This is a genomic window from Williamsia herbipolensis (genome assembly GCF_000964005.1).
GTDB lineage: Bacteria > Actinomycetota > Actinomycetes > Mycobacteriales > Mycobacteriaceae > Williamsia_A > Williamsia_A herbipolensis.
The window spans coordinates 18,575-39,371 of sequence record NZ_JXYP01000036.1 but is presented as its reverse complement, the minus strand read 5'-3'; the positions used below and the strand labels follow the sequence as shown (position 1 = coordinate 39,371).

Here is a 20,797-nt window from a genome sequence, read left to right as displayed (position 1 = left end):
TTCTCGATGTCACAACCGCAGGCCTACATCGTCGACTCCATCCGGACCCCGGTCGGCAAACGCAACGGGTCGCTGGCGAAGACGCACCCCGCCGACATGGGTGCCCACGTCATCAACGCCGTCCTCGAGCGCACCGGCATCGATCCGAATGTCGTCGACGACGTCATCTTCGGGTGCGTCGACACCATCGGACCGCAGGCCGGCAACATCGCCCGTTCGGCGTGGCTCGCGGCCGGTCAGCCGTTGGGCGTTCCCGGCACCACCGTCGACCGTCAGTGCGGATCATCACAGCAGGCAATCCATTTCGCCGCCCAGGCGGTGATGAGCGGAACCCAGGACGTGGTGCTCGCCGGCGGCATCCAGAACATGAGCGCCATCCCGATCTCGTCGGCGATGCTCGCCGGGCGCGAGTACGGGTTCGACACCCCGTTCAGCGGATCGAACGGCTGGGCCGAACGGTTCGGCGACGCCGACATCTCACAGTTCACCGGTGCGGACATGATGGCCAAGCGGTGGGAGATCAGCCGCGGGGACATGGAGGGGTGGGCGCTGCAGTCGCATCAGCGTGCGCTGGCCGCCATCGCCGAGGGTCGTTTCGAGAAGGAGACCGTGGCGATGGGGGAGTGCGTCGTCGACGAGTGTCCCCGCGAGACCTCGCTCTCGACGATGGCCGGGCTCAAGGTCTTGGCCGAGGGATCGTCGCTGACCGCGGCTGTCGCGTCACAGATCTGCGACGGCGCCGCGGCCACGCTGGTCGTGTCTGAGGCGGCTCTGAAGCAGCACGGCCTCACCCCGCGCGCCCGGATCCACCACCTGTCGGTGCGCGGTGACGACCCGGTGATGATGCTCTCGGCTCCGATCCCCGCGACGAAGTGGGCGCTGGAGAAGACCGGATTGTCGATCGACGACATCGATGTCGTCGAGATCAACGAGGCGTTCGCTCCGGTCGTGCTGGCCTGGCTGAAGGAGACCGGCGCCGATCCCGCCCGGGTCAACCCGAACGGCGGCGGCATCGCCCTGGGCCACCCCCTCGGTGCCACCGGCGCGAAACTCTTCTCGACCCTGCTGAACGAACTCGAGCGCACCGGCGGCCGCTACGGCCTCCAGACGATGTGTGAGGGCGGCGGGACCGCGAACGTCACCATCATCGAGAGACTCTGACGCCAGTTGGGCACGTAACGCCCGCAGTTGGGCAGGTAACGACCGCAGTTGGGCAACTGACTATCTCGGTTTGTGCCACACGAGGATGTATCGCCACAGGGGTAGCAGTCGGAACACCGCCCCGGGCATGGCTCGAGCGACCCGGCGGACTGTGTCGCACTTGGAGTCGGGTGGTGGGGCTGAGTGTGTGGAAAGTTCAGTCGAGTGTGCTCACCGCATTGCGTGAGTCGACAGCCGGACAGCGCACACTCGACGACGACTTTCCGCACAGTCAGCGGCGGTAGAACGCAACGAGCTACGAGGCAGTGGGGTAGAGCGGAGCCCGGGGCCAGACGATGTCGAAGCGTGACACTCGCGGGTGTTCGACATCGGGGATCGGTGGCGATGGTTCGTCGACGTCTGGAGGTTCGGCCCACGGGTCATTACTCGTCGAATGCTGTTGTAGCAGTTCGTCGATACGGTATAGGCGGTTGGCGCGGAGCATCTCCGGTGGGTCGGTGTTGCGTCGCCAGCCATACCGTCCCCGGTCGGGGCCGGCGGTGATCTTTTCGGTCGTCCACTGGTGGGGTTCAGGTCCGACGGCCCGGTTGTGGCGTCCGCAGGCGGGTGCCATGTGGGTGGCATCGGTGAGTCCGCCGTCGGCCCAATCGGTCTCCGCGTGGTGCATTTCGGTGTGGGCGAACGGGACACGACAGTCGTCTTTGCTACAACCCTTGTACTCGGCGAAGGCCATCAACCGTTGCGCCTGCGACGCGAGGCGCCGGCCGCGGCCGAAGTACAACGGCTCATTGGTGACGTTGTCGAACACCGCGAGATGCGGTTGGGCGTCGGCGGCCAGCTTCACGACATCGCTAATGGGGAGGTCGCTGCCTGTGGCGGTGCGCGCCACACCGGCGTGTTCGCGTAATTGTGCGTCGGTGATGGAGACGATGATCTGCGGCGGCAACCCCCGATGCGACCCACCGAGGAGTCCACCGTTCACCGCGGCATCCAGCAGGGCCTTCAACGCGTCATGGTTCCGCTGACTCTGCGAACGGCAATCCCGATCAGCGGCCTCGCGGAGCAGGTCGGGATCGATGTCACTGCCGTCACCGATAGGGGACCGGTCGTCGTCGGGGTTGTTCATACCGGGCGCCGCCCACTTCGCCAACACCACATCGAAGAGAGCACGCGTGATCGGATCGAGCGTGGCGGTGAGTTTCGACATCAGCTGCGAGTCCTGGCAACCGAGGTTCAGGTTCCGGTTGCGTGCCCGGTCGCGGTCGTCGGTCAGTTGCCCGTCGGGATCGAGATGCGCGAGGATCCGCACACCGGCCGCGGTGATCTCTTTCGGCGTCAACGTCGTCGCGAACTCGGCGAGAGTCTGTTCGGCGAACGCACGACGCTCGGCATCGACCGCTGACGGGATCTTCTTCATCACGTCGAGAACCGCATGCACGTGATCGGGCCCGATCGTTCCGGCGGCCAACTCGCGAGCCGTGTTCGGGCACACCGGCGGCAGCTTCTCCCCGGTCATCGTAAGTAGCGGTTCCAACGCCTGCACCGTCTGTAACCGCTTCTTGGGGTAAGTGATGCGGAGTTTCGTCTGGAGGAATTCGGTGATGGTCACGCATCCGACGGTGCGGTGGGCGTCGCGGTCGGAGACCTCGAGGATCCGCTGGTTACCGATGGATTCGAATTGGCGGACAACGGTCTGGTGGGTGATCGCCAGTTGTGCGACGGTTTCGTCGTCGCAGGCGTCCGAGGTCTCCTTGGCGATCTCGTCGACAAGGGCCTGTAGGGCAGCGTATTTCGCCACGAGATCGCTCACGGACTGCCCCCTCCCCAGGTGTGACTGTACGTCTATTCTAGCACGCATGCTCGAGGTGTGGGTGATTGATTTCAGTGAATAGTGTTGGGCGTGAGTGTATTTCGGGTGGGTGGTTGCGTTCTACTGCCGCTGACGGTGCGGAAGCCGGCCGCCGAGTGTGCGTTGTCTCGTCGTCGGCGCGCGTCACGCTGCCAGCACACTCGACGACCGTTTCCACACAGTCAGCAAACCGCGGGTCACGCACTCGACGACCGTTTCCACACAGTCAGCAACCGCGGGTCACGCTCTCGACGGCCGTTTCCACGCAGTCAGCAACCGCGGGTCACGCTCTCGACGGCCGTTTCCACACAGTCAGCCATTCGTCGATCAGTAGGCGATGGTCTGCGCGATGGCGACGGCGACGAGGCCCGCCGACAGCGACACGAACGAGAGTCCTGACGCGGTGCGGTAGGCGAGCGTCTCCTGGATCTTCTCCTCGAAGGCGAGCGGCACGAACAGCAGCGGGTTGACGATCGCGCCGATGGTGACGAGCACCAGGACCCATGCGGGGGTGTCGGTCGCGACGAGTCCGACGGCGATCAGCAGCAGGCCCATGAGGATCCAGTCGAGGTGCGTCTGGAACACGCGACGGTGGTGCTTGATGCCGACCTTGTGCAGGTACTGCGGTTTGTCGACGACGAGCACCATCGCGAAACCGGACAGCGCGCCGACCGCGAGCGACCACAGACCGATCACCGGGAGCAGGTCTCTCATGAGGCCGAACTCTACGGTCCGAGCCCACCCGGTGGCGCGGGAGGTGTGATGTGGCGCATACTGCAAAGCAACACATCGATGAGTTTGTTTCATTGAAGGATCGAAGGAGATCGACCCGCATGAGCACACCCAGCACGCAGAAGGCCCCGGCCGCGCATTTCCGGTCGGCCGACGAGCGGTCGCTCGACGAGCTCCTCGAACTGCAGCGCGCGGCCTTCCTGCGCGACGGCATCCCCGACGCGGCCACCCGTATCGACCGGATCAACCGACTGTCGGCCCTGTTGCTCGACAACGCCGAGGAGATCGCCGAGGCGCTCGACGCCGACTTCGGCACCCGACCGCGCGACCTCTCGATCGCCACCGACGTGGCCGGCTGCATGATCGACCTCGCCCATCAGCGCAAGCACGTCGCACAGTGGATGCGCACCGAGAAGGTCGCGAAGTCGATGGCCGTCGCCGGGTTCTCGCAGCGCATCCGGCACGACCCGCTCGGCGTCGTCGGCATCATGGGCCCCTGGAACTTCCCGTTGCAGCTGACCGTGGTCCCGGCCGGCTCGGCGTTCGCGGCCGGCAACCGGGTGATGATGCGGCCCTCGTCGGTGACCGCCCGCACCACCGCGGTGCTGGCGAAGCACGCGCCTGACTACTTCTCGCTGGAGGAGTTCGCGGTCCTCACCGGCGCACACGGTTCGGGCTCGGACTTCGCGAAGCTCAAGGTCGACCACATGTTCTTCACCGGTTCGCCCGGGGTGGGCGCCTCGGTCGCCACCGAGGCCGGCCGCAACCTGGTGCCGGTCACCCTCGAGCTCGGTGGCAAGAACCCGGTCGTGATCGACGTCGCCGCCGATATCGCCGACGCGGCCAAGCGTCTCGCCGACGCCCGTATGGTCAACAGCGGCCAGGTCTGCCTCTGCCCCGACTACGCCTTCGTGCCCGAGGCCCACCTGCAGCGCTTCACCGATCTCATCGTCGCGCGGTGGCGACAGAACTACCCCTCGATCCTGCACAACGAGCAGTTCACCTCGACGGTCAACGAGAAGAACTACACGCGCATCGTCGATCTCATCGACGACGCCGTCAGCCTCGGCGCCACCAAGCGGCAGGTGGTCCCGCCGGGTGAGAAGCTGCCCGACGCCGACGCGCGCAAGATCCCGCCGACAGTGCTGACCGGTGTGAAGGCGGGGATGAAGATCGAGGAGGACGAGGTCTTCGGCCCCGTGCTGACGCTCTATCCCTACCGTGACCTCTCCGAGGCCGTCGACCACATCAACGGCCACGGACACCCGCTGACCATCTACTGGTTCGGCCCCGACAACGAGCGGTACGAGGCGCTGCAGCGGTCCACGCGCTCGGGATCGGTGAACGGCAACGACTTCGCGCTCAACCTGCTCAGCGCCGAACTCCCGTTCGGCGGTGTCGGCGGCAGCGGAATGGGCAGCTATCACGGGAAATTCGGCTTCGCGACGTTCTCGCACGCCCGCGCGGTCACCCACTCGCGGATGCCGATCAGCTTCGGGCAGTTGATGTCGGCGCCGTTCACCTCCATGGACAGCCGTTCGACGAATCTGCAGCTGTCGATGTGGAAGTGGATCACGCGACGGGCGACGCGCAAGAACCGCTGACCGCCGACGGGCAGGTCACCAAACCGAGCGCTTGCTAGGGTCGATGCGATCGACCCTCGATCGGGAAGGTGGCCGCCCGTGGCCTCGTCACGACGCGACGAGCTGCTCGCCCTCGCCGGGCGCATGTTCGCCGAGCAGGGTCTGCGCACCACCACCGTCCGCGACATCGCCGACGCGGCGGGCATCCTGTCGGGCAGTCTGTATCACCACTTCGACTCCAAGGAGTCGATGGTCGACGAGATCCTGCGGCAGTTCCTCGACGACCTGTTCGCGCGCTATCACGAGATCGTGGACGCCGATCCGCCCGCCGACGATGCCCTGACCCAGTTGGTGGTCGCGTCGTTCGAGTCGATCGATCGCGACCACCACGCGGTGGCCATCTATCAGGACGAGGCCAAGCGCCTGTCGTCGCTGGAACGGTTCGGCTACATCGCCGAACGCAATCGCGAGTTCCGCGGACTGTGGGAGACGATCCTGGCCAAGGGCGTGCGCGACGGCACTTTTCGCGCCGATCTCGACGTCGAGCTGGTCTACCGCTTTCTCCGCGACACCGTGTGGGTGGCCGTGCGGTGGTACCGGCCGGGCGGGACGATGCCCGCGCAGACGGTGGCCGATCAGTATCTCGGCGTCGTCCTGCACGGACTCGTCCCGCGCTGATCGATCACTGGTCGCCCGATCAGCGGGCCGCGCCGCTACTTCGCGGTGAGTGGGTGGATCTTGAGTGCGCCGAGATGCTCGCCGACCTTGCCCATGGCCGCGGTCAGGTGCGGCGAGGCCATGTGGGCGTCGAGATCGGACTGCGCCTTCCACAGCTCGACGGTGACGAAAGTGCCCGGCTCGGCCTGTGATTCGTAGAGGTCGTAGGAGATGCAGCCAGGCTCGTCGCGGGTCGCGGCGGCGAGCTCGGCGAGTGCGTCTCCGACCTCCTTCTCGAATCCGGGCTTGGCCGGGATGGTCGCCACCACATGCAGATCGCTCATCGACAACGCTCCTTCGCGCTCGAGGTCTCGGCGGACGCCGCACCTTCGCCTCGAACGTACCGGTCGCGCGGATGCGTGGGGCGCGAGTGGCTCAGCGCAGGATCCGCAGCACCGCGTCGACGACGAGATCGGTGACGGCGGCACGACCGGCCGCCTCGTTGGCGCCAAGCTCGCCGTCGGACCGCAGGGCGATCACCGACTCCACCAGGCGGAACGGCACGGCGGTGCGCGGGTCGTCGTGGCCCACGATCTCGCCGGCGATCGCCGCGTAGACGTCGCGCAGGGCGAGGCGTGCCGACCGGAAGTCCTCGAACCGCTCACCGCGCACGTCGGGCAACAGGTACAGGGCGCCGAGGTTCCATCGCGACGTGACGAGCTGGTCGACGTCGAAGCGGACCAGGTCGGTCATCCGGTCCCACGCGTCGGCCTCGGGATCCAGCGCGAGCGCGAAGTCCATGGTGGGGGAGACGGTCTCCTGTAGGAGTGCCGCGAGGATGTCCTCCTTGGTCCCGAAGTGGTGGTAGAGCGACGCCTGGCGTAGTCCCACCGCCTCGGCGATCGCGCGGGTCGACGTACCCGCGAAACCCTGTGTGGTGAACAGTTCCCCGGCCGCGTCGAGGATCTCCTCGCGCGGGTTGCCGCCGACGCGGCGCTGCGCCACCAGGCGCGGTCGACCGGGTCCCGTCGTGGCGGGCTGACGGATGCTCACCCGCCCGAGGTTACTGCCGAACAGCGGTCGCCTCGGCGGTGAGCACTCGTTGACACGGTGTTCACAGACGCGAAACCGCCGGAAACCCGGAGGTCGTTACATTTCGATCATCCGATAGAAAACCGCTCCGGTGATGCAGCGGGCACGAGACACAGGAGTGCTGACATGACCGCCCTCGAACCACCCACCACCGCCGCCGCACGAGACGACGGCGGGCAGCAGTACTCCTCGGCCGCCGACGCCGAGGCTCTTTCGCAGCTCGGCTACACCCAGGAACTGCACCGAGGCATCGGCGGATACGCCGCCTTCGCCTCCGGGTTCTCCTTCGTGTCCATCCTCACCACCGTGTTCGCCCTGTTCGCACTAGGATTCGGGCTCGGTGGGCCGAGCTTCTTCTTCACCTGGCCGATCGTGTTCGTGTGCCAGTTCTGCGTCTGCCTGGTGTTCGCCGAACTGTCGGGCAAGTTCCCGGTCGCCGGTGCCATCTATCAGTGGTCGCGGCGCCTGGCCGGCGACGGGGTCGGCTGGTTCGCCGGGTGGTTCATGCTGATCGGTTACATCGTGAGCGTCTCGGCGCTGGCGATCGCGATGCAGAGTGTGCTCCCGTCGATCTGGTCGGGCTTCCAACTCGTCGGCAGCGACACCGCGCTCGCGTCGGTCTCGGGCGCAACGAACGCGATCATCCTGGGCAGCATCACGATTGCGCTGTGCACCGTCATCAGCGCCGTGGGTGTGTCGTTCATGGGCCGCATCACCATCATCGGCGTCACCATCGAGATCATCGGTGTGGTCCTGCTCGTGGTGCTCATGTTCGTCCACTCCGAGCGCACGCCCGCGCAGGCCGTCCTCGACACCGGAGGTCACACTACGGGTCTGGGCTACCTGCCGGGGTTCCTCGCCTCGATGCTGATGGCCGCCTACGTGATGTACGGATTCGACTCTGCTGCAGAGCTGTCCGAGGAGACCCGCGACCCGCGCCGCACCGCGCCCAAGGCGATCGTGAACGCGTTGCTCGTCTCGTTCATCGGCGGCGGCCTGATGATCCTCGGCGCGCTGATGGCGGCCCCCTCGCTGGGTGCCCCGGAGCTGTCCGCCGACGGCATCGCCTGGGTGATCACGAGCCAGCTCGACACCTGGATGGGAAAGACCCTGCTGACGATCGTCGCGATCGCCATCTTCTCGGCCACCCTCGCCATCCAGGCCTCGGCGTCACGCGTCATGTTCTCCATGGCCCGTGACAACCGACTCCCGTTCGGATCGTTCCTGGCGAAGGTCAACTCCCGCACCGGGACCCCGGTCAACACCGGCATCGTGGTGAGCGCACTGGCGATCGCGGTCCTGCTGGTCAACCTTGGTCAGGCCGGCGTGTTCGCCGCCATCACCAGCGTCTCGGTGGTCATCGTCTACATCGCCTACCTCATGGTCACGATCCCCGCGCTGATCCACCGGCTGCGCGGCACCAGCCTGAGCTTCGGTCGCCCGGTCTTCGATCTCGGTCGATGGGGGATCCTCGTCAACGTCATCGCCGTCGTGATGGGCACGCTGCTGATGATCAACATCGCCTGGCCGCGCGCCGAGGTGTACGACCCCGACGGCACATCGTGGTTCCTGCACTATTTCGCGATCATCTTCGTGGCGCTCACCCTCGTCGTCGGGGCCGCGGCCTACCTCCGGGTCCGCAACCTCCCCGGCGCACCGGTCCCGACCGACGCCCTCGTCGGCGCGAAGCGGTCGCGATGAGCGCGCCGACCGCCTCCACCGCCGGGGCCAAGGCGCACGCACGCGCGCAGGAGGGTGCGATCACCGACTCGATGCCGGTGGTGCCGGCGTCGCGCTGGCCGCAGCCTCCGAGCGGTGTCGCGCCCGACGCCATGACGTGGGCCGAGACCGTTCCCGGCGGTCGCTACGCCACCAAGGTCCTCGCCCGTGGGACCCGACTGCGTCTGCGCGACGTCACCGGCAGCGCGTGCGCGCACCTCCTGTTGTGGCGCGCCGACGCCCCGTGGGAGCGACTCAACGTCGCCGACACCGTGAAGGTGCCGTGGCAGGCCTACCTCGGCGCGGGGCACCCCCTGCTGAGCGACCAGGGTCGAGTGCTCGCGACCGTGGTCGCCGACGACTCCGGCCACCACGACGCCCTCTGCGGCACCACCACCCTCGCCGGCAACGCGGCGAAGTACGGTTCGGGACAACTCCATTCGCAGAGCCCGGCCGGGCGCGAGCTGTTCACCGTCGCCGCCGCGAAACACGGACTCACCCCAGCAGACGTCGCGCCGTCGGTGTCGTTCTTCCACGGGGTCGTCGTCGAATCCGACGGGAACCTCACCTCGAAGGGGTCGGCCGGACTCGACAAGTGCGTCGACCTCGTCCTGCACATGCCGTGCATCGTCGCGATCGCCAACACCGCACACCCGGTCGACCCGGCGCCGGAGTTCGACACCGGTCCGCTCGAGGTGCTGGCCTGGCGTGCCCACGCCGACCTCGCCGACCTGATCGCCCGCGCCGACGACGCCGATCCCGAATACCGACGCGCCGTGGCCAATTCCGAGGACGCGGTCCTCGCCGCGTCCTGACCAGAGGAGCTCACCATGTCTGCCCCCGCTGTAGCGACCGCCGCCGATCAGGCGCTGGTCCCAGGCACCGTCATCACCGACTCCGAGGTCGACCCCCGCGGCCCGTGGTCGCAGGTCGTCGCGGCCGGTGACGTCCTCACGATCGTCGATCTGTACGGCAACCAGGCCGTCGACACCCTGTTCTACGGCGTGACCGCCGGCGGAACGGTCGATCCCGCGGCCCGCTACTCGGCGCAGGCGACGATCAGCGCCCAGGGCAACGTGTTCCTGACGACCGGTTCGGTGATCCGCGACCAGGAGTCGAACCCGCTGATGACCATCGTCGCCGATGAGGTCGGCAATCACGACACCCTCGGCGGCGCGTGCTCGCAGGAGTCGAACACGTTGCGGTACGGCCACCACACGAAGCATCAGCACGCGTGCGTCGAGAACTTCCTGATCGAGGGCGCACGGCACGGCCTGGGCAAGCGCGACATGGTCGGCAACGTGAACTTCTTCATGAACGTCCCGGTCGATCCCGACGGCGCGCTGGGCATCGTCGACGGTCTCTCGGCGCCCGGCAAACGACTGGCCCTGCGCGCCGAGGTCGACACCCTCGTCCTGATCTCGAACTGTCCGCAGATCAACAATCCCTGCAACGGATTCGACCCGACCGCCGTGCGTGTGATCGTCACCCGCCCCGAGGCCGGCTGATGTCGACGATCGTCGTCGAGCGGGCCGGACCGATGACCACCGTGCAGGACTGGCCGGGTCGGATCGGGTACTGGGGCGTCGGCGTGCCGCCGTCGGGGCCGATGGACGACCTGTCGTTCCGGCTCGCCAACATCGCCGTCGGCAACCCCGAGGGCGTGCCGGCCCTGGAGGCCACCATGATCGGCCCGGCCCTGCGTTTCACCGGCGACGCCGTCGTGGCCGTGACCGGGGCCCCGGCGCCGGTCACCCTCGACGGCGAGCCGGTCGCGCAGTGCGCCCCCATCGCCGTCACGGCGGGATCGGTGCTGGCGGTCGGCGCGGTCACCCTCGGCATGCGGGCGTACATCGCCGTCGCCGGAGGGGTCTCCGCACAGGAGTTCCTCGGCAGCGCAGCGACGTTCACCCTCGGCCGCTTCGGCGGTAAGGACGGACGTTCTCTGCGCGACGGCGATCAGCTCACCGTCGCCGATCACGCCCCGGCGGGTGCCGCGCGACGCATCCAGTACGAGGAGGAACCCGCCATCGGGTCGCGCTGGGAGCTCGCGGTCACCGTCGGTCCGCACAGTGCACCGGAGTTCTTCACCGACGACGACATCGCGACCCTGTACGCGACCGACTACGAGGCGCACTTCAACTCCGACCGCACCGGCATCCGGCTGATCGGGCCCAAGCCGCGATGGGCGCGCGACGACGGGGGAGAGGCAGGCCTGCACCCGTCGAACATCCACGACACCGCCTACTCGGTGGGCGCCCTCGACTTCACCGGCGACACCCCGATCCTGCTCGGCCCCGACGGCCCCAGCCTGGGCGGCTTCGTCTGCCCGGTGACCGTCACCACCGCCGACCGATGGAAGCTGGGCCAGATCGCTCCGGGCAACCGCGTGCGGTTCGTCCCCGTGCGCGCGTCGGAGGCCGCCGATCCGCGGGCGATCGGCGGATCGCGACGGTCGCAGTACATCCCGGTGGTCTCCACCGGCGGCGACGACGACCACGGCGTGCTCGCGACCGCCGACACCGTCGACGGCGGATCCACCGTCACCTACCGCCGCAGCGGTGACGACAACGTGCTCGTCGAATACGGCGACATGGCACTCGATCTCGCATCACGGGCACGTGTACACGCGCTGGCCGAACGGATCGAGCACGACCGTCCCGCCGGCCTCGTCGATCTCACACCCGGCATCCGCTCGCTGCAGGTCAAGTTCGATCCGTCGTGCATCGGTCAGCAGACCGTGCTCGCGTGGTTGCGTGAGTGCGAGGCCGAACTCCCGTCGGTCACCGATCTCGTCGTCGAGAGCCGCACCGTGCATCTGCCCCTGTCGTGGGACGACCCGGCGACACGCGAGGCCACCGAGCGCTACATCCACGGCGTCCGCGCCGATGCGCCGTGGTGCCCGTGGAACATCGAGTTCATCCGACGCATGAACGGACTGCCGTCGGTCGACGACGTGCACCGCGTGGTGTTCGACGCCGAGTACCTCGTCCTCGGACTGGGAGATGTGTATCTCGGTGCGCCGGTCGCGGTCCCGACCGATCCGCGACACCGGCTGGTCACCACCAAGTACAACCCCGCCCGCACGTGGACGCCGGAGAACGCCGTCGGCATCGGCGGCGCGTACCTGTGTGTCTACGGGATGGAGGGCCCGGGTGGCTACCAGTTCGTGGGACGCACCACGCAGGTCTGGAACCACCGTCACCCGCAGGCCACCGTCGGCTTCGACCCCGAGAACCCCTGGCTGCTGCGGTTCTTCGACCGCATCCGCTGGTACCCGGTGAGCGCGGAGGAACTGCTCGACATGCGCGCCGACACCGCCGCCGGTCGCGGCCACATCCGGATCGACGAGGGGCGGTTCTCCATCGCCGAGCACCAGGCGTTCCTCGACGCGAACGCCGAGGACATCACGGCATCGCGGGCGGCGATGGAGGCCGCACGCGCGCTCGAACGTCGCCGCTGGTCCGACGGCGGCGAGGTCTCCGTCGCCCGGGAGCGTGTTGCGTGACCGCGACCGTCGCGACCGGCCGCATCGCCGGGATCCACTCCGAGATCGCACGCACCGGGCGCGGTGAGGTGTTCATCCACCTGCGCCCCGAACGTGAGGTCGAGGCCGAGCTGGCCGCATCGGTGGCCGCCGCCGGGCCGCTCGCTGGCGTGGTGCTCGCCGTCAAGGACAACGTCGACGTGGCCGGGCTGCCGACCACGGCCGGGTGCCCGTCGTTCGCGCGCATCGCCCACTCCGACGCGCCGGCCGTGGCCGCACTGCGTGCCGCGGGTGCGGTCGTGATCGGCAAGACCAACCTCGACCAGTTCGCGACCGGCCTGGTCGGGACGCGCAGCCCCTATGGCGCGGTCCGGGATTCGCGCCGACCCGATCACATCTCCGGAGGCTCGAGTTCGGGGTCGGCGGTGGCCGTGGCCCTCGGGTTCGCCGACATCGCGATCGGGACCGACACGGCCGGCTCGGGTCGGGTGCCCGCGGGTCTGCAGGGCATCGTCGGGATCAAGCCGACGGTGGGGGTCGTCTCCACCGAGGGTGTCGTGCCGGCGTGTGCCAGTTACGACTGCGTCACGGTGTTCGCCGCCGACCTCGACACCGCCGACCGGGCGATGGGTGTGATGGCGACGGCGGCCGGCCCGCGGCCGTTCCCCTCCGACACGGCGCTCGCCGCGACCCGGGACCCGGTGATCGCCGTTCCCGCCGACCTGTCGATGCTCGACTCGGAGTGGCGGGCGGCGTTCAGCCGCTACGTCGAGACCGCGGCTGCGACAGGCTGTTCGGTCCGCGAGATCGACATGACCGACTTCCTGGCCGCGGCCGCGCTGCTCTACGACGGCGCGCTGGTCGCCGAACGCCACGATGCCGTCGGTGGGTTCGTGGGGACGGGGGCGCCGGATCTCGATCCCACCGTGGCGCGCATCATCGGTGCGGCGTCACGGTTCTCGGCAACCGACCTGCTCGCCGACCGCAGACGGGTCGCCGATCTCGCCGCGTCCGCTCTCGCCCTCCTCGACGGTGTCGACGCGCTCGTGGTCCCGACCGCCCCGGCGCATCCGACGCTTGCCGAGGTGGCCGCCGACCCTGTCGGCGTGAACTCGCGCATGGGCACGTTCACGAACTTCTGCAACCTGTTCGACATGTGCGCTCTCGCCGTCCCCGCCGGTATGGCCGGGCCCGCGCAGTTCGGTGTCACGCTGCTCTCGGGATCCCATCGCGACGCGGTGCTCGTCGATCTCGCGCGCCGTATTGCCGGAGTTGACTCCCGGCCGAGCTGGGCCGAGAAGGTCAGCGACACGGTCGAACTCGCCGTGTTCGGCGCACACCTGCGGGGGCAACCGCTCGATCACCAGCTCGTCGACCGCGGTGCCCGGTGGGCGGGTGAGGTGCTCACCGCACCGGCCTATCGTCTCGTCGCACTCGACACGACGCCGCCGAAACCCGGATTGGTCCGCGACGATGTCGGCGGGCGGGCGATCCGCGGCGAGAAGTGGGTCCTGTCGTCGGCCGCGCTGGGTGGCTTCCTCGCGGAGCTGCCGGCGCCGATGCTGCTGGGATCGATCGAGCTCGCCGACGGGTCCGACATCGTGGGGTTCGGCGCGCAGGCCCAGGCTCTCGCCGCCGGGACCGATCTGACCGTCGATCACTGGCTGGATCGCTGAGACCGGCTCCGACCCCGGATTTGCCACCGTGGACGGCAGTCACAACGGCACTCGGGTGACGAGTCGGCCTCGTGGACGACGGTCGTACTCCTCGCGGTCATCGTGGGAGGTGTTGTGGGACTGAAGGTCCTGCACTGAGCACCGGTCATCCGACGGCGAACACGTCCAGTTCGACCGTGCTCGGTGTCCGTTCCCCCGTGGCGACGAACAGGGTGTCCGCGAGCCAGGAGTACTCCGGATGGGCGCTCGACAGGCGCGGCTGGGTGCGGAAATAGATGCGGTCCGGATCCACCGGCTCGTCGCGGAGCAGCGCGGCGACGTCGGCCGCACTGCCCACCCGGAGACCGACGTTCTCGACCGCGATACGTGCGCCGTCGTCGGTCTCGAGGGCATACCGCGCATCGAGTTCGGTGACCCGCTCCGAGCGCAGATACTGGTGATCCGCCCCGACCGGCAGCACCCGCCCGCACAGTCGCGGGCCGGTGACGGATCCACCGAGGATCGGCACGATGCGCCGATGGCCGTCGGGGAGGTCGCCGAGGTCGATCGCCGGCCCCACATCGATCGCGAGGTGGGCCACGAACTCCAGGCGCGGTGCGGAGCGGGTGACCATCAGTTGGTGCGGTCGGCGAATCCCTCGGGCAGCTCCGACGGACCGACGGAGATCACCGATTCGTCGTCCGCGCCGACGAACTCGAACAGCGTGATGTAGGCGAATTCGGGGACGACGTAGATCGGGTAGGTGGGCCCGGCGTCACGGAACGTCCGCATCTCGTCGAGGTGGTCGTTCTGGAACACGACGGTCTTGGAACCGGCGTCCTCGACCCACTTCGGGAAGAAGATCGTGCCGTGCAGTCGCCGCTTGCCGGGCAGCACGTTGACGACGACCGAGGTGCCGGTCGGCTCGTTCCAGGAGATCTTGAAGACGTCGTCGTCGAGGGCGACGAGGTCGACCTCCTGGTCCTTCACCCAGCGACCGCCGACTATGCCGGTGTGGATGCGGTAGTCGATCGTCGTCGCGTTCTTCACGTACATCTCGTACTGCCACGAGTTCGCGTAGGTGTAGATGAACCGGTGGCCGACGATGGCGGACAGGTCCTGGGTGGGGATGGGATTCGCAACGGAAGTGGTGGTCATGCGAGTAATTTTGTCACAAAACCATTACCTGTGGCAATAGTCCCTTTCGGTGGCTACTGTCTCCTCACCAGGGAGGTCTGACGTGTCCGGCAGTGGAGCAGCGGTGAACGGCAACGCATCGGCACCCTCGACGTCGCAGATCGCGACCGATCTCGGTCGGGTCATCGGCCCGCTGCGGCGCGCGATCCTGCGATCCGCACGGTCGGCGGAGGGTCTTCCCGACCTGCCCGACGCCCACATCCAGGTGCTGCGTGCCCTCGCCGAACGATCACCGCAGACCTCGGGGGAGCTCGCGGCCGGCCTCAACCTGGCCCGCCCCACGATCAGCAACGTGCTCCGCGTGATGACCACCGCCCGCCTGGTCACCCGGTTGCCGGGCGCCGACGACCTGCGCCAGGCCTGGATCGCGCCCACCGACCATGCGCGCGATCTGTTGGAGCGCTACGACCGCGCGAGTTCGGCGCTCATCGACACGGTGTTGTCCGGCCTCACCACCGCGCAACTGACCGCGGTCGCCGACGCCCTGCCGGTGCTGCAGGAGATCACCATCGGGCTCGCGCACCGCGCCGACGACGTCGACTGAGTCAGCGTCGACGCGCGATCATGGCGCGGGGGGTGCCGGAGACGGTGATCTCGCTCGTGCCGATCGCGTCGATCAGCTCGTGGCGCAGATCGGTTCTCGTGGCCTCGTCGAGCACGAGGAATCGCGAGTAGGTGAACACCGAGTCGAGCCACTCCTGGGTCGACACCGACTGCGTCATCGGGAACTCCTCGGTACGCACGTCGAATCCGGCCGCGGTGAACCGCGCCACCACCTCGTCGGTCGCACGGCGTGCGGCGGTGTCGCCGAGGGGCACCACACGCTCGATCACCGCACGGATCCGCGGATCGTCGAACGTGCGCCAACTCGCCTCGTGCGCGAGCAGGGCGACGTGGCCGCCCACCGGCACGATCGTGGCGAGCCGTGGCAACGCCACCTCGGGATCGACCCAGTGCCAGGACCGCGCGAACACCACGAGGTCGAACTGCCGACCGTCGGGATCCCACTGCTCGAACGTCCCCTCCTCGACCACAACACCTTTCGCGCGGGCGATCGCGGCCATCTGCGGATCGGGTTCGACGCCGAGCACCTCGCATCCCCGCGCGACGAGTGCGGCCGCGGCCTTACCGGTGCCGGTCCCGACGTCGAGCACCCGCGACCCCAGTTCGGCGACCGCGTCCATCATCTCGGCCGGGAAGTCCGGTCGATGCCGCTCGTAGTTGTCGGCCTCGGCCCCGAAACTCAGGGCGAGCCTGCGATCGGTGTGCACCGGACGAGTCGGTGCGGTGGCGGTCGCGACGTAGGCGACGCCGGCGACGGTTACCCCGTCGGGGCCGACGAGCGCGGCGAGATCGCTGCGCAGCGAGACCTTGTCGGCCTCGGGGAGCACGATCTGCGCGGAGAACGTGAACACCATGTCGAGCCAGTCGTCGGTCGTGTAGTCCGCGCGCACCGGGTACGTCTTCTCGGTCACGGTGAAGCCGCCCGCGGTCAGCGCATCGGCCAGCGAGACGTCGTCGCTCGAACCGCGCGGTGCGGTGGCGGGCGTGTACCGGCGATAGACCGCGTCGAACTCCTCGGCCGACGGCGACTCGGGATTCGTCATGTGCCACAACAACACGAGCCGACCGCCCGGGTTCAGCAGCGACATCGCCGTGGGAATGGCGACGGCGGTGTCGACCCAGTGCCACGACTGTGCGAACAGGATGAGATCAAATGTCCGTCCCGCGGCATCCCACCGTTCGAAGGTGCCCTGTTCGACGGAGATCCCCTTGGCCGCGGCCACCTCCGCCATCGCCGCATCCGGCTCGAGCGCGAGGACCTCGAGTCCGCGATCGGCGAGCTGTGCCGAGGCGATGCCGGTGCCCGCCCCGACGTCGAGTACGAGCCCACCACCGGCTGCGGCCGCGATGTCGTCGATCACCTCATCCGGATACCGGGGACGATGGGCGTCGTAGGCGCGCGCCACCGCACCGAACGAATCCGCGCGATCACGTTGTGCGTACAGGGGATCGGAGTCGGCCACGGCGTCCAGCGTAGCCAGCCGAAAGAGGGTGCCGCCGCGCTCGATCAGTCGATTCGGGCGAGTGCGGCGATCCGGTCACGGGCGTCGCCGACGATCGACTGGATCAGTGCCTCGCAGCTGGGGAGGTCGTCGATCATGCCGACCACCTGCCCGGAGGCGAGGACGCCGGCGTCGGTGCTTCCGTCGACCAGACCCGCCTTGAGGAGCATCGGGGTGTTGCCGGCCATGATGATCTGCTGCCAGCTGCGCTCCCCGGACTTCCGCATGCTGCGGCCGTCGGTGAGCATCGTGGTCCACTTCATGCCGGTCATCTGCTTGAACTCGTTGGCGTTGCGCGCGGCGGCGACGAGCGCGCTGACCGGGTTGCCGCCCTCGAGCTTCTCCACCAGCGAGGTGCGCAGCACCCGGTGTGGCATGCCGTCGACCTTCGTCGACACGACGGTGTCGTTGAGGCTGCGGCCCAGGTACTCCTGCTTCACCGAATCCGGCACGGTGCTGTCGGAGGTGAGCAGGAAACGGGTGCCCATCGCCACGCCGGCCGCGCCGTACGACAGTGCTGCCGCGAGACCGCGGCCGTCGAAGAAGCCACCGGCCGCGACGACCGGTATCCCGTCGGGCCCCAGTGCATCGAGCACGGACGGCAGCAGCAACGTGGTGGCGACCGGACCGGTGTGACCGCCGCCCTCGCCGCCCTGCACGATCACCGCGTCGGCTCCCCAGGAGGCGACCTTGACGGCGTGCTTGGCCGCGCCGATCGACGGGATCACCACGATGCCGTGGTCTTTCAGCTTCGCGATGAGCTCCTTCTTCGGCGCCAGCGCGAACGAGGCGACCCGCACCTCCTCGCGGATCAGCAGGTCGATCCGCTCGCCCGCATCGGTGGCGTCGGCACGGATGTTCACCCCGAAGGGCTTGTCGGTCAACGACTTCGTCTTCTTCACGGCCATCTCGAGCTCGTCGAAGGTCATCGTCGCCGAGGCGAGGATCCCCAGGCCACCCGCGTTCGAAGTCGCCGAGGTCAACGACGCCCCCGACACCCATCCCATGCCGGTCTGCACGATGGGGTAGTCGCACCCGACCAGATCGGTGAAGGCGGTCCGCATCGGCGCCGCGCGACCGGTCATCGGCTCACCTCCACCGGCTTGACCTCACGCTCGCGCAGGCCCTTCGGGTCGATCACCGTGCGGATCAGTTCCAGTTCGGTGGCGTCGGGTTCGCGCGTCACGCCCACCGAGTCGAGATCGGCGATCTCGAAGCCGGTGTTCGCGGCGACCTCGTCGGCGGTGACCCCCGGATGCAGCGAGCGCGCCCGCATCGTGTGGTCGGGCCCGCCGAAATCGAACACACCGAGGTTGGTGACCACACGATGGATGTCGAGGTAGCCGAAAGCCGGGTTGTTCGGGTCGATCTGGTCGTACCCCACCCCGGACACCACGTCGACCTGACCTCCGAACACCCGCGACGAGTGCTTGGCCACCCAGTAACTCGTCGGATGATTGAGGGTGTTGCCGGGAGCGCCACGCACGCCGAACATCTGGCGGGTCGGGTGTTGTAGCGGCCCGAACGCCGACAGGTTCTGGTTGCCGTGGCGGTCGATCTGGTTGGCGCCCATCACCACATGACGCCGGCCCGACGCGACGACGTCGAACACCTTGCGGAACGGCATCCACCCCTCGATGGGCGCCGAACGTCCCACGGCCGGGGTGTCGGCGAAGATCAACGCCTCACCGTCGGTGATCAGCAGGTCGGGTTCGGTGGTCAGCCGCGCCAGGCGTGCACCGATGAGCGGGGTCGTCGCCATGGGCGACGCCATGATCTCCCCTGCGCCGCTGAAGATCTCGGCGCAGGCGATCACGCAGATCTCCGCGCGGGTCACGTCACTCATGCTTTCCCTCCCGCTTGCTCGGCGTCTCGCCGGGCCGCCCATTCGACGATCCGTTCCTGATATGTCGCCTCGTCGACCTGCAGGAAACGGTCGGAGAAGGCCTCCCACGACGCCGGGTCGGCCGCCGATTCGGCGTAGAAACGCTGGAAGGCCTCGTCGCGGCCGTAGTCGCCGGCGAAGGTGAAATGCGCGCCGCCCGGCGCGTGGATCACCCGGTCGACGTTCATGCGGTTGAGCAGCATGCGTTGCAGGGGAACCTCGTCGACGAGTTCGGCGGTCTCGACCACACGGTCGACCTCGAGGAGGCGTCGCCGCGCGGCCCCGCAGAACAGGTCGTCGAAATACGGGTCGACACCGGTGTAGGCCGCGTTGCCGTGCACGTCGGCGATGTCGAGATGCACCAGCGCGACGTCGAGGTCGAGAGCGGGCATGGCGATCAGCGTCTGCACGCGACCGTCGGCGTCGGGATAGGGCGAGGCGACCGTGCGCAACTCGCCGCCCCAGAAGTCGAGCACCGACGACCCCAGGCCGGCCCGGATCGGTAGGAACGGCAGTCGCGACGCGGCCGCCTCGAGCCCGCACTTCACCATGCCCTCGTCCATCTCGCGGACCTCGATGGTACCCGTGGTGCGCGCATGGGCGAACCACGGATCGTAGAAGGGCGGCGAGTCCAGCGACACGAACCCGTAGTAGGCCTTGCTGACCTTGCCTGCGGCGCACAGCAACCCGAGATCGGGCCCGCCGTAGGTGACCACGGTGAGGTCGGTGGCCTCCGACCGGGCCAGCGCCCGCACCAGGGCCATCGGCTTGCGCCGCGATCCCCATCCACCGATCCCGATCGTCATGCCGCTCGAGATCTCGGCGACAGCCTCCTCGAGCGAGTAACTCTTGTCGGTCTGCGTCCGCACGGCCGCTGTCATGCGCGGGCCTTTCCGGTGGTGACGAAGGCGTCGCGATGTTCGTCTGCGACACCGGCGAGGTTGAGTTCGAAGGTGTAGCCCTGCTCGAGGCGGTAGCTCGTCTTCACGTCGACCGGGTCGATGCCGTTGATGGCCTCCTTCGCGGCGCGGATCACCCGGGTGTCCTTCGCGGCGATGAGCCGGGCGACCTCGAGTGCGGCATCGAGCAGCCCCTCGCGCGGCACCACCCGGTACACCGACCCGAAGTGCTCGAGTTGCTGCGCGGTCACGTTCTGGGCGGTGAAGTACAGCGTCCGCATGAGGTGTTGCGGTACCAACCGTGCGAGATGCGTGGCCGCGCCGAGTGCGCCGCGGTCGACCTCGGGGAGTCCGAAGACGGCGTCGTCGGAGGCGATCACCACGTCGGCGTTGCCGACGAGGCCGACGCCACCGCCCACACAGAACCCGTTGACCGCCACGATCACCGGCACCGCGCAGTCGTACACCGCACCGAAGGCGTGCGCGCACCCGCGGTTGGCGCCGATGAGGGCGCCGAACCCCTCGGTGGCCTGCATCTCCTTGATGTCCACGCCGGCGTTGAAGCCCCGGCCCTCGGCCCGCAGGATCACCACGTGGGTCGTCGGGTCGGCGCCCGCGGCGATGATCGCGTCGCCGAGTTCGAACCACGCGGCGCTGGGCAGGGCGTTGACCGGCGGGAAATCGACCGTGACGGCCACGACGCCCGGCTCGATCGTCGATGTCGTGATCGGCATGTGCGCTCCCACGTCCTCTCTCGCAAGTGGTGGCTCGGCCGGTGGTTACCAACCAAACACTTGCTTGGTAGCGTAGCAGGC

At 68.4% G+C, this 20,797-nt stretch carries 20 protein-coding genes; 9 read left to right on the top strand and 11 right to left on the bottom strand.

Annotated features, from left to right (window positions below; all coding sequences use genetic code 11):
* Positions 1-6: 6 nt before the first annotated feature.
* Positions 7-1,161, top strand: a complete 1,155-nt coding sequence (locus tag TU34_RS18585; protein WP_045824401.1) for an acetyl-CoA C-acetyltransferase — start codon at positions 7-9, stop codon at positions 1,159-1,161.
* Between the two features lie 295 nt (positions 1,162-1,456).
* Here TU34_RS18585 and TU34_RS18580 read toward each other — a convergent pair whose 3' ends face one another.
* Complete coding sequence (locus TU34_RS18580; protein ID WP_052689048.1) at positions 1,457-2,971, bottom strand: HNH endonuclease signature motif containing protein; 1,515 nt, start codon at positions 2,969-2,971, stop codon at positions 1,457-1,459.
* A 366-nt stretch (positions 2,972-3,337) separates the two neighbouring features.
* Positions 3,338-3,724, bottom strand: coding sequence for a hypothetical protein (locus TU34_RS18575; RefSeq protein WP_045824400.1), 387 nt, complete (start codon positions 3,722-3,724; stop codon positions 3,338-3,340).
* Positions 3,725-3,843: 119 nt separating this feature from the next.
* Here TU34_RS18575 and TU34_RS18570 point away from each other — a divergent pair, with 119 nt between their 5' ends.
* Entirely contained in the window at positions 3,844-5,346 is a 1,503-nt protein-coding gene (locus TU34_RS18570; protein WP_045824399.1) for an aldehyde dehydrogenase family protein, read from the top strand.
* Positions 5,347-5,394: 48 nt separating this feature from the next.
* Complete coding sequence (locus tag TU34_RS18565) at positions 5,395-6,003, top strand: TetR/AcrR family transcriptional regulator (RefSeq protein WP_045824398.1); 609 nt, start codon at positions 5,395-5,397, stop codon at positions 6,001-6,003.
* A 35-nt stretch (positions 6,004-6,038) separates the two neighbouring features.
* On the opposite strand, the gene TU34_RS18560 is transcribed toward TU34_RS18565, so the two are convergent.
* Together TU34_RS18560 and TU34_RS18555 are read right to left on the bottom strand one after the other, a co-directional pair.
* Positions 6,039-6,326, bottom strand: coding sequence for a putative quinol monooxygenase (locus TU34_RS18560; protein WP_045824397.1), 288 nt, complete (start codon positions 6,324-6,326; stop codon positions 6,039-6,041).
* A 91-nt stretch (positions 6,327-6,417) separates the two neighbouring features.
* The gene (locus TU34_RS18555; protein ID WP_052689047.1) at positions 6,418-7,035 is read right to left on the bottom strand and encodes a TetR/AcrR family transcriptional regulator; all 618 of its coding nucleotides are present in this window, start codon (positions 7,033-7,035) and stop codon (positions 6,418-6,420) included.
* A gap of 165 nt (positions 7,036-7,200) precedes the next feature.
* Between TU34_RS18555 and TU34_RS18550 the strand changes: the two genes are divergently transcribed.
* From TU34_RS18550 to atzF, 5 genes are read left to right on the top strand one after another with little or no spacing between them, the layout of a single operon-like run.
* The gene (locus TU34_RS18550; protein WP_045824396.1) at positions 7,201-8,775 is read left to right on the top strand and encodes an amino acid permease; all 1,575 of its coding nucleotides are present in this window, start codon (positions 7,201-7,203) and stop codon (positions 8,773-8,775) included.
* The gene (locus tag TU34_RS18545) at positions 8,772-9,608 is read left to right on the top strand and encodes an urea amidolyase associated protein UAAP1 (RefSeq protein ID WP_045824395.1); all 837 of its coding nucleotides are present in this window, start codon (positions 8,772-8,774) and stop codon (positions 9,606-9,608) included. The genes TU34_RS18550 and TU34_RS18545 overlap by 4 nt, the downstream gene beginning before the upstream one ends.
* A gap of 15 nt (positions 9,609-9,623) precedes the next feature.
* Complete coding sequence (locus TU34_RS18540; RefSeq protein WP_045824394.1) at positions 9,624-10,301, top strand: urea amidolyase associated protein UAAP2; 678 nt, start codon at positions 9,624-9,626, stop codon at positions 10,299-10,301.
* Positions 10,301-12,301: a 5-oxoprolinase/urea amidolyase family protein gene (locus TU34_RS18535; RefSeq protein ID WP_045824393.1), complete on the top strand. Its 2,001-nt coding sequence runs from the start codon at positions 10,301-10,303 to the stop codon at positions 12,299-12,301. Before TU34_RS18540 ends, TU34_RS18535 begins: the two co-directional genes overlap by 1 nt.
* Positions 12,298-13,956, top strand: coding sequence for an allophanate hydrolase (atzF, locus tag TU34_RS18530; RefSeq protein ID WP_082080426.1), 1,659 nt, complete (start codon positions 12,298-12,300; stop codon positions 13,954-13,956). The genes TU34_RS18535 and atzF overlap by 4 nt, the downstream gene beginning before the upstream one ends.
* 145 nt (positions 13,957-14,101) lie before the next feature.
* On the opposite strand, the gene TU34_RS18525 is transcribed toward atzF, so the two are convergent.
* Positions 14,102-14,569 carry a DUF3237 domain-containing protein gene (locus TU34_RS18525; protein ID WP_045824392.1) on the bottom strand — a complete coding sequence of 156 codons (468 nt, stop codon included), beginning with the start codon at positions 14,567-14,569 and terminating at the stop codon, positions 14,102-14,104.
* Entirely contained in the window at positions 14,569-15,093 is a 525-nt protein-coding gene (locus tag TU34_RS18520; protein ID WP_045824391.1) for a phenolic acid decarboxylase, read from the bottom strand. The genes TU34_RS18525 and TU34_RS18520 overlap by 1 nt, the downstream gene beginning before the upstream one ends.
* A gap of 103 nt (positions 15,094-15,196) precedes the next feature.
* Here TU34_RS18520 and TU34_RS18515 point away from each other — a divergent pair, with 103 nt between their 5' ends.
* On the top strand, positions 15,197-15,676 hold the full coding sequence (locus tag TU34_RS18515; RefSeq protein ID WP_203225492.1) for a MarR family winged helix-turn-helix transcriptional regulator: 480 nt from the start codon (positions 15,197-15,199) through the stop codon (positions 15,674-15,676).
* A 1-nt stretch (position 15,677) separates the two neighbouring features.
* On the opposite strand, the gene TU34_RS23160 is transcribed toward TU34_RS18515, so the two are convergent.
* The 5 genes from TU34_RS23160 to echA20 are packed head-to-tail and all read right to left on the bottom strand — an operon-like array spanning position 15,678 to position 20,716.
* Entirely contained in the window at positions 15,678-17,159 is a 1,482-nt protein-coding gene (locus tag TU34_RS23160; RefSeq protein ID WP_052689046.1) for a methyltransferase domain-containing protein, read from the bottom strand.
* 44 nt (positions 17,160-17,203) lie between these two features.
* Positions 17,204-18,283 carry an NAD(P)H-dependent flavin oxidoreductase gene (locus TU34_RS18500; RefSeq protein ID WP_045824390.1) on the bottom strand — a complete coding sequence of 360 codons (1,080 nt, stop codon included), beginning with the start codon at positions 18,281-18,283 and terminating at the stop codon, positions 17,204-17,206.
* Positions 18,280-19,044, bottom strand: coding sequence for a CoA-transferase subunit beta (locus TU34_RS18495; RefSeq protein ID WP_150116602.1), 765 nt, complete (start codon positions 19,042-19,044; stop codon positions 18,280-18,282). Before TU34_RS18495 ends, TU34_RS18500 begins: the two co-directional genes overlap by 4 nt.
* Positions 19,041-19,964 (bottom strand): CoA transferase subunit A, encoded by a 924-nt coding sequence (locus TU34_RS18490; RefSeq protein WP_045824388.1) that lies wholly within the window; start codon positions 19,962-19,964, stop codon positions 19,041-19,043. The genes TU34_RS18495 and TU34_RS18490 overlap by 4 nt, the downstream gene beginning before the upstream one ends.
* A complete protein-coding gene (gene echA20, locus TU34_RS18485; protein ID WP_045824387.1) occupies positions 19,961-20,716 on the bottom strand; it encodes a (7aS)-7a-methyl-1,5-dioxo-2,3,5,6,7,7a-hexahydro-1H-indene-carboxyl-CoA hydrolase in 756 nt (251 codons plus the stop codon). The genes TU34_RS18490 and echA20 overlap by 4 nt, the downstream gene beginning before the upstream one ends.
* Positions 20,717-20,797 lie beyond the last annotated feature (81 nt).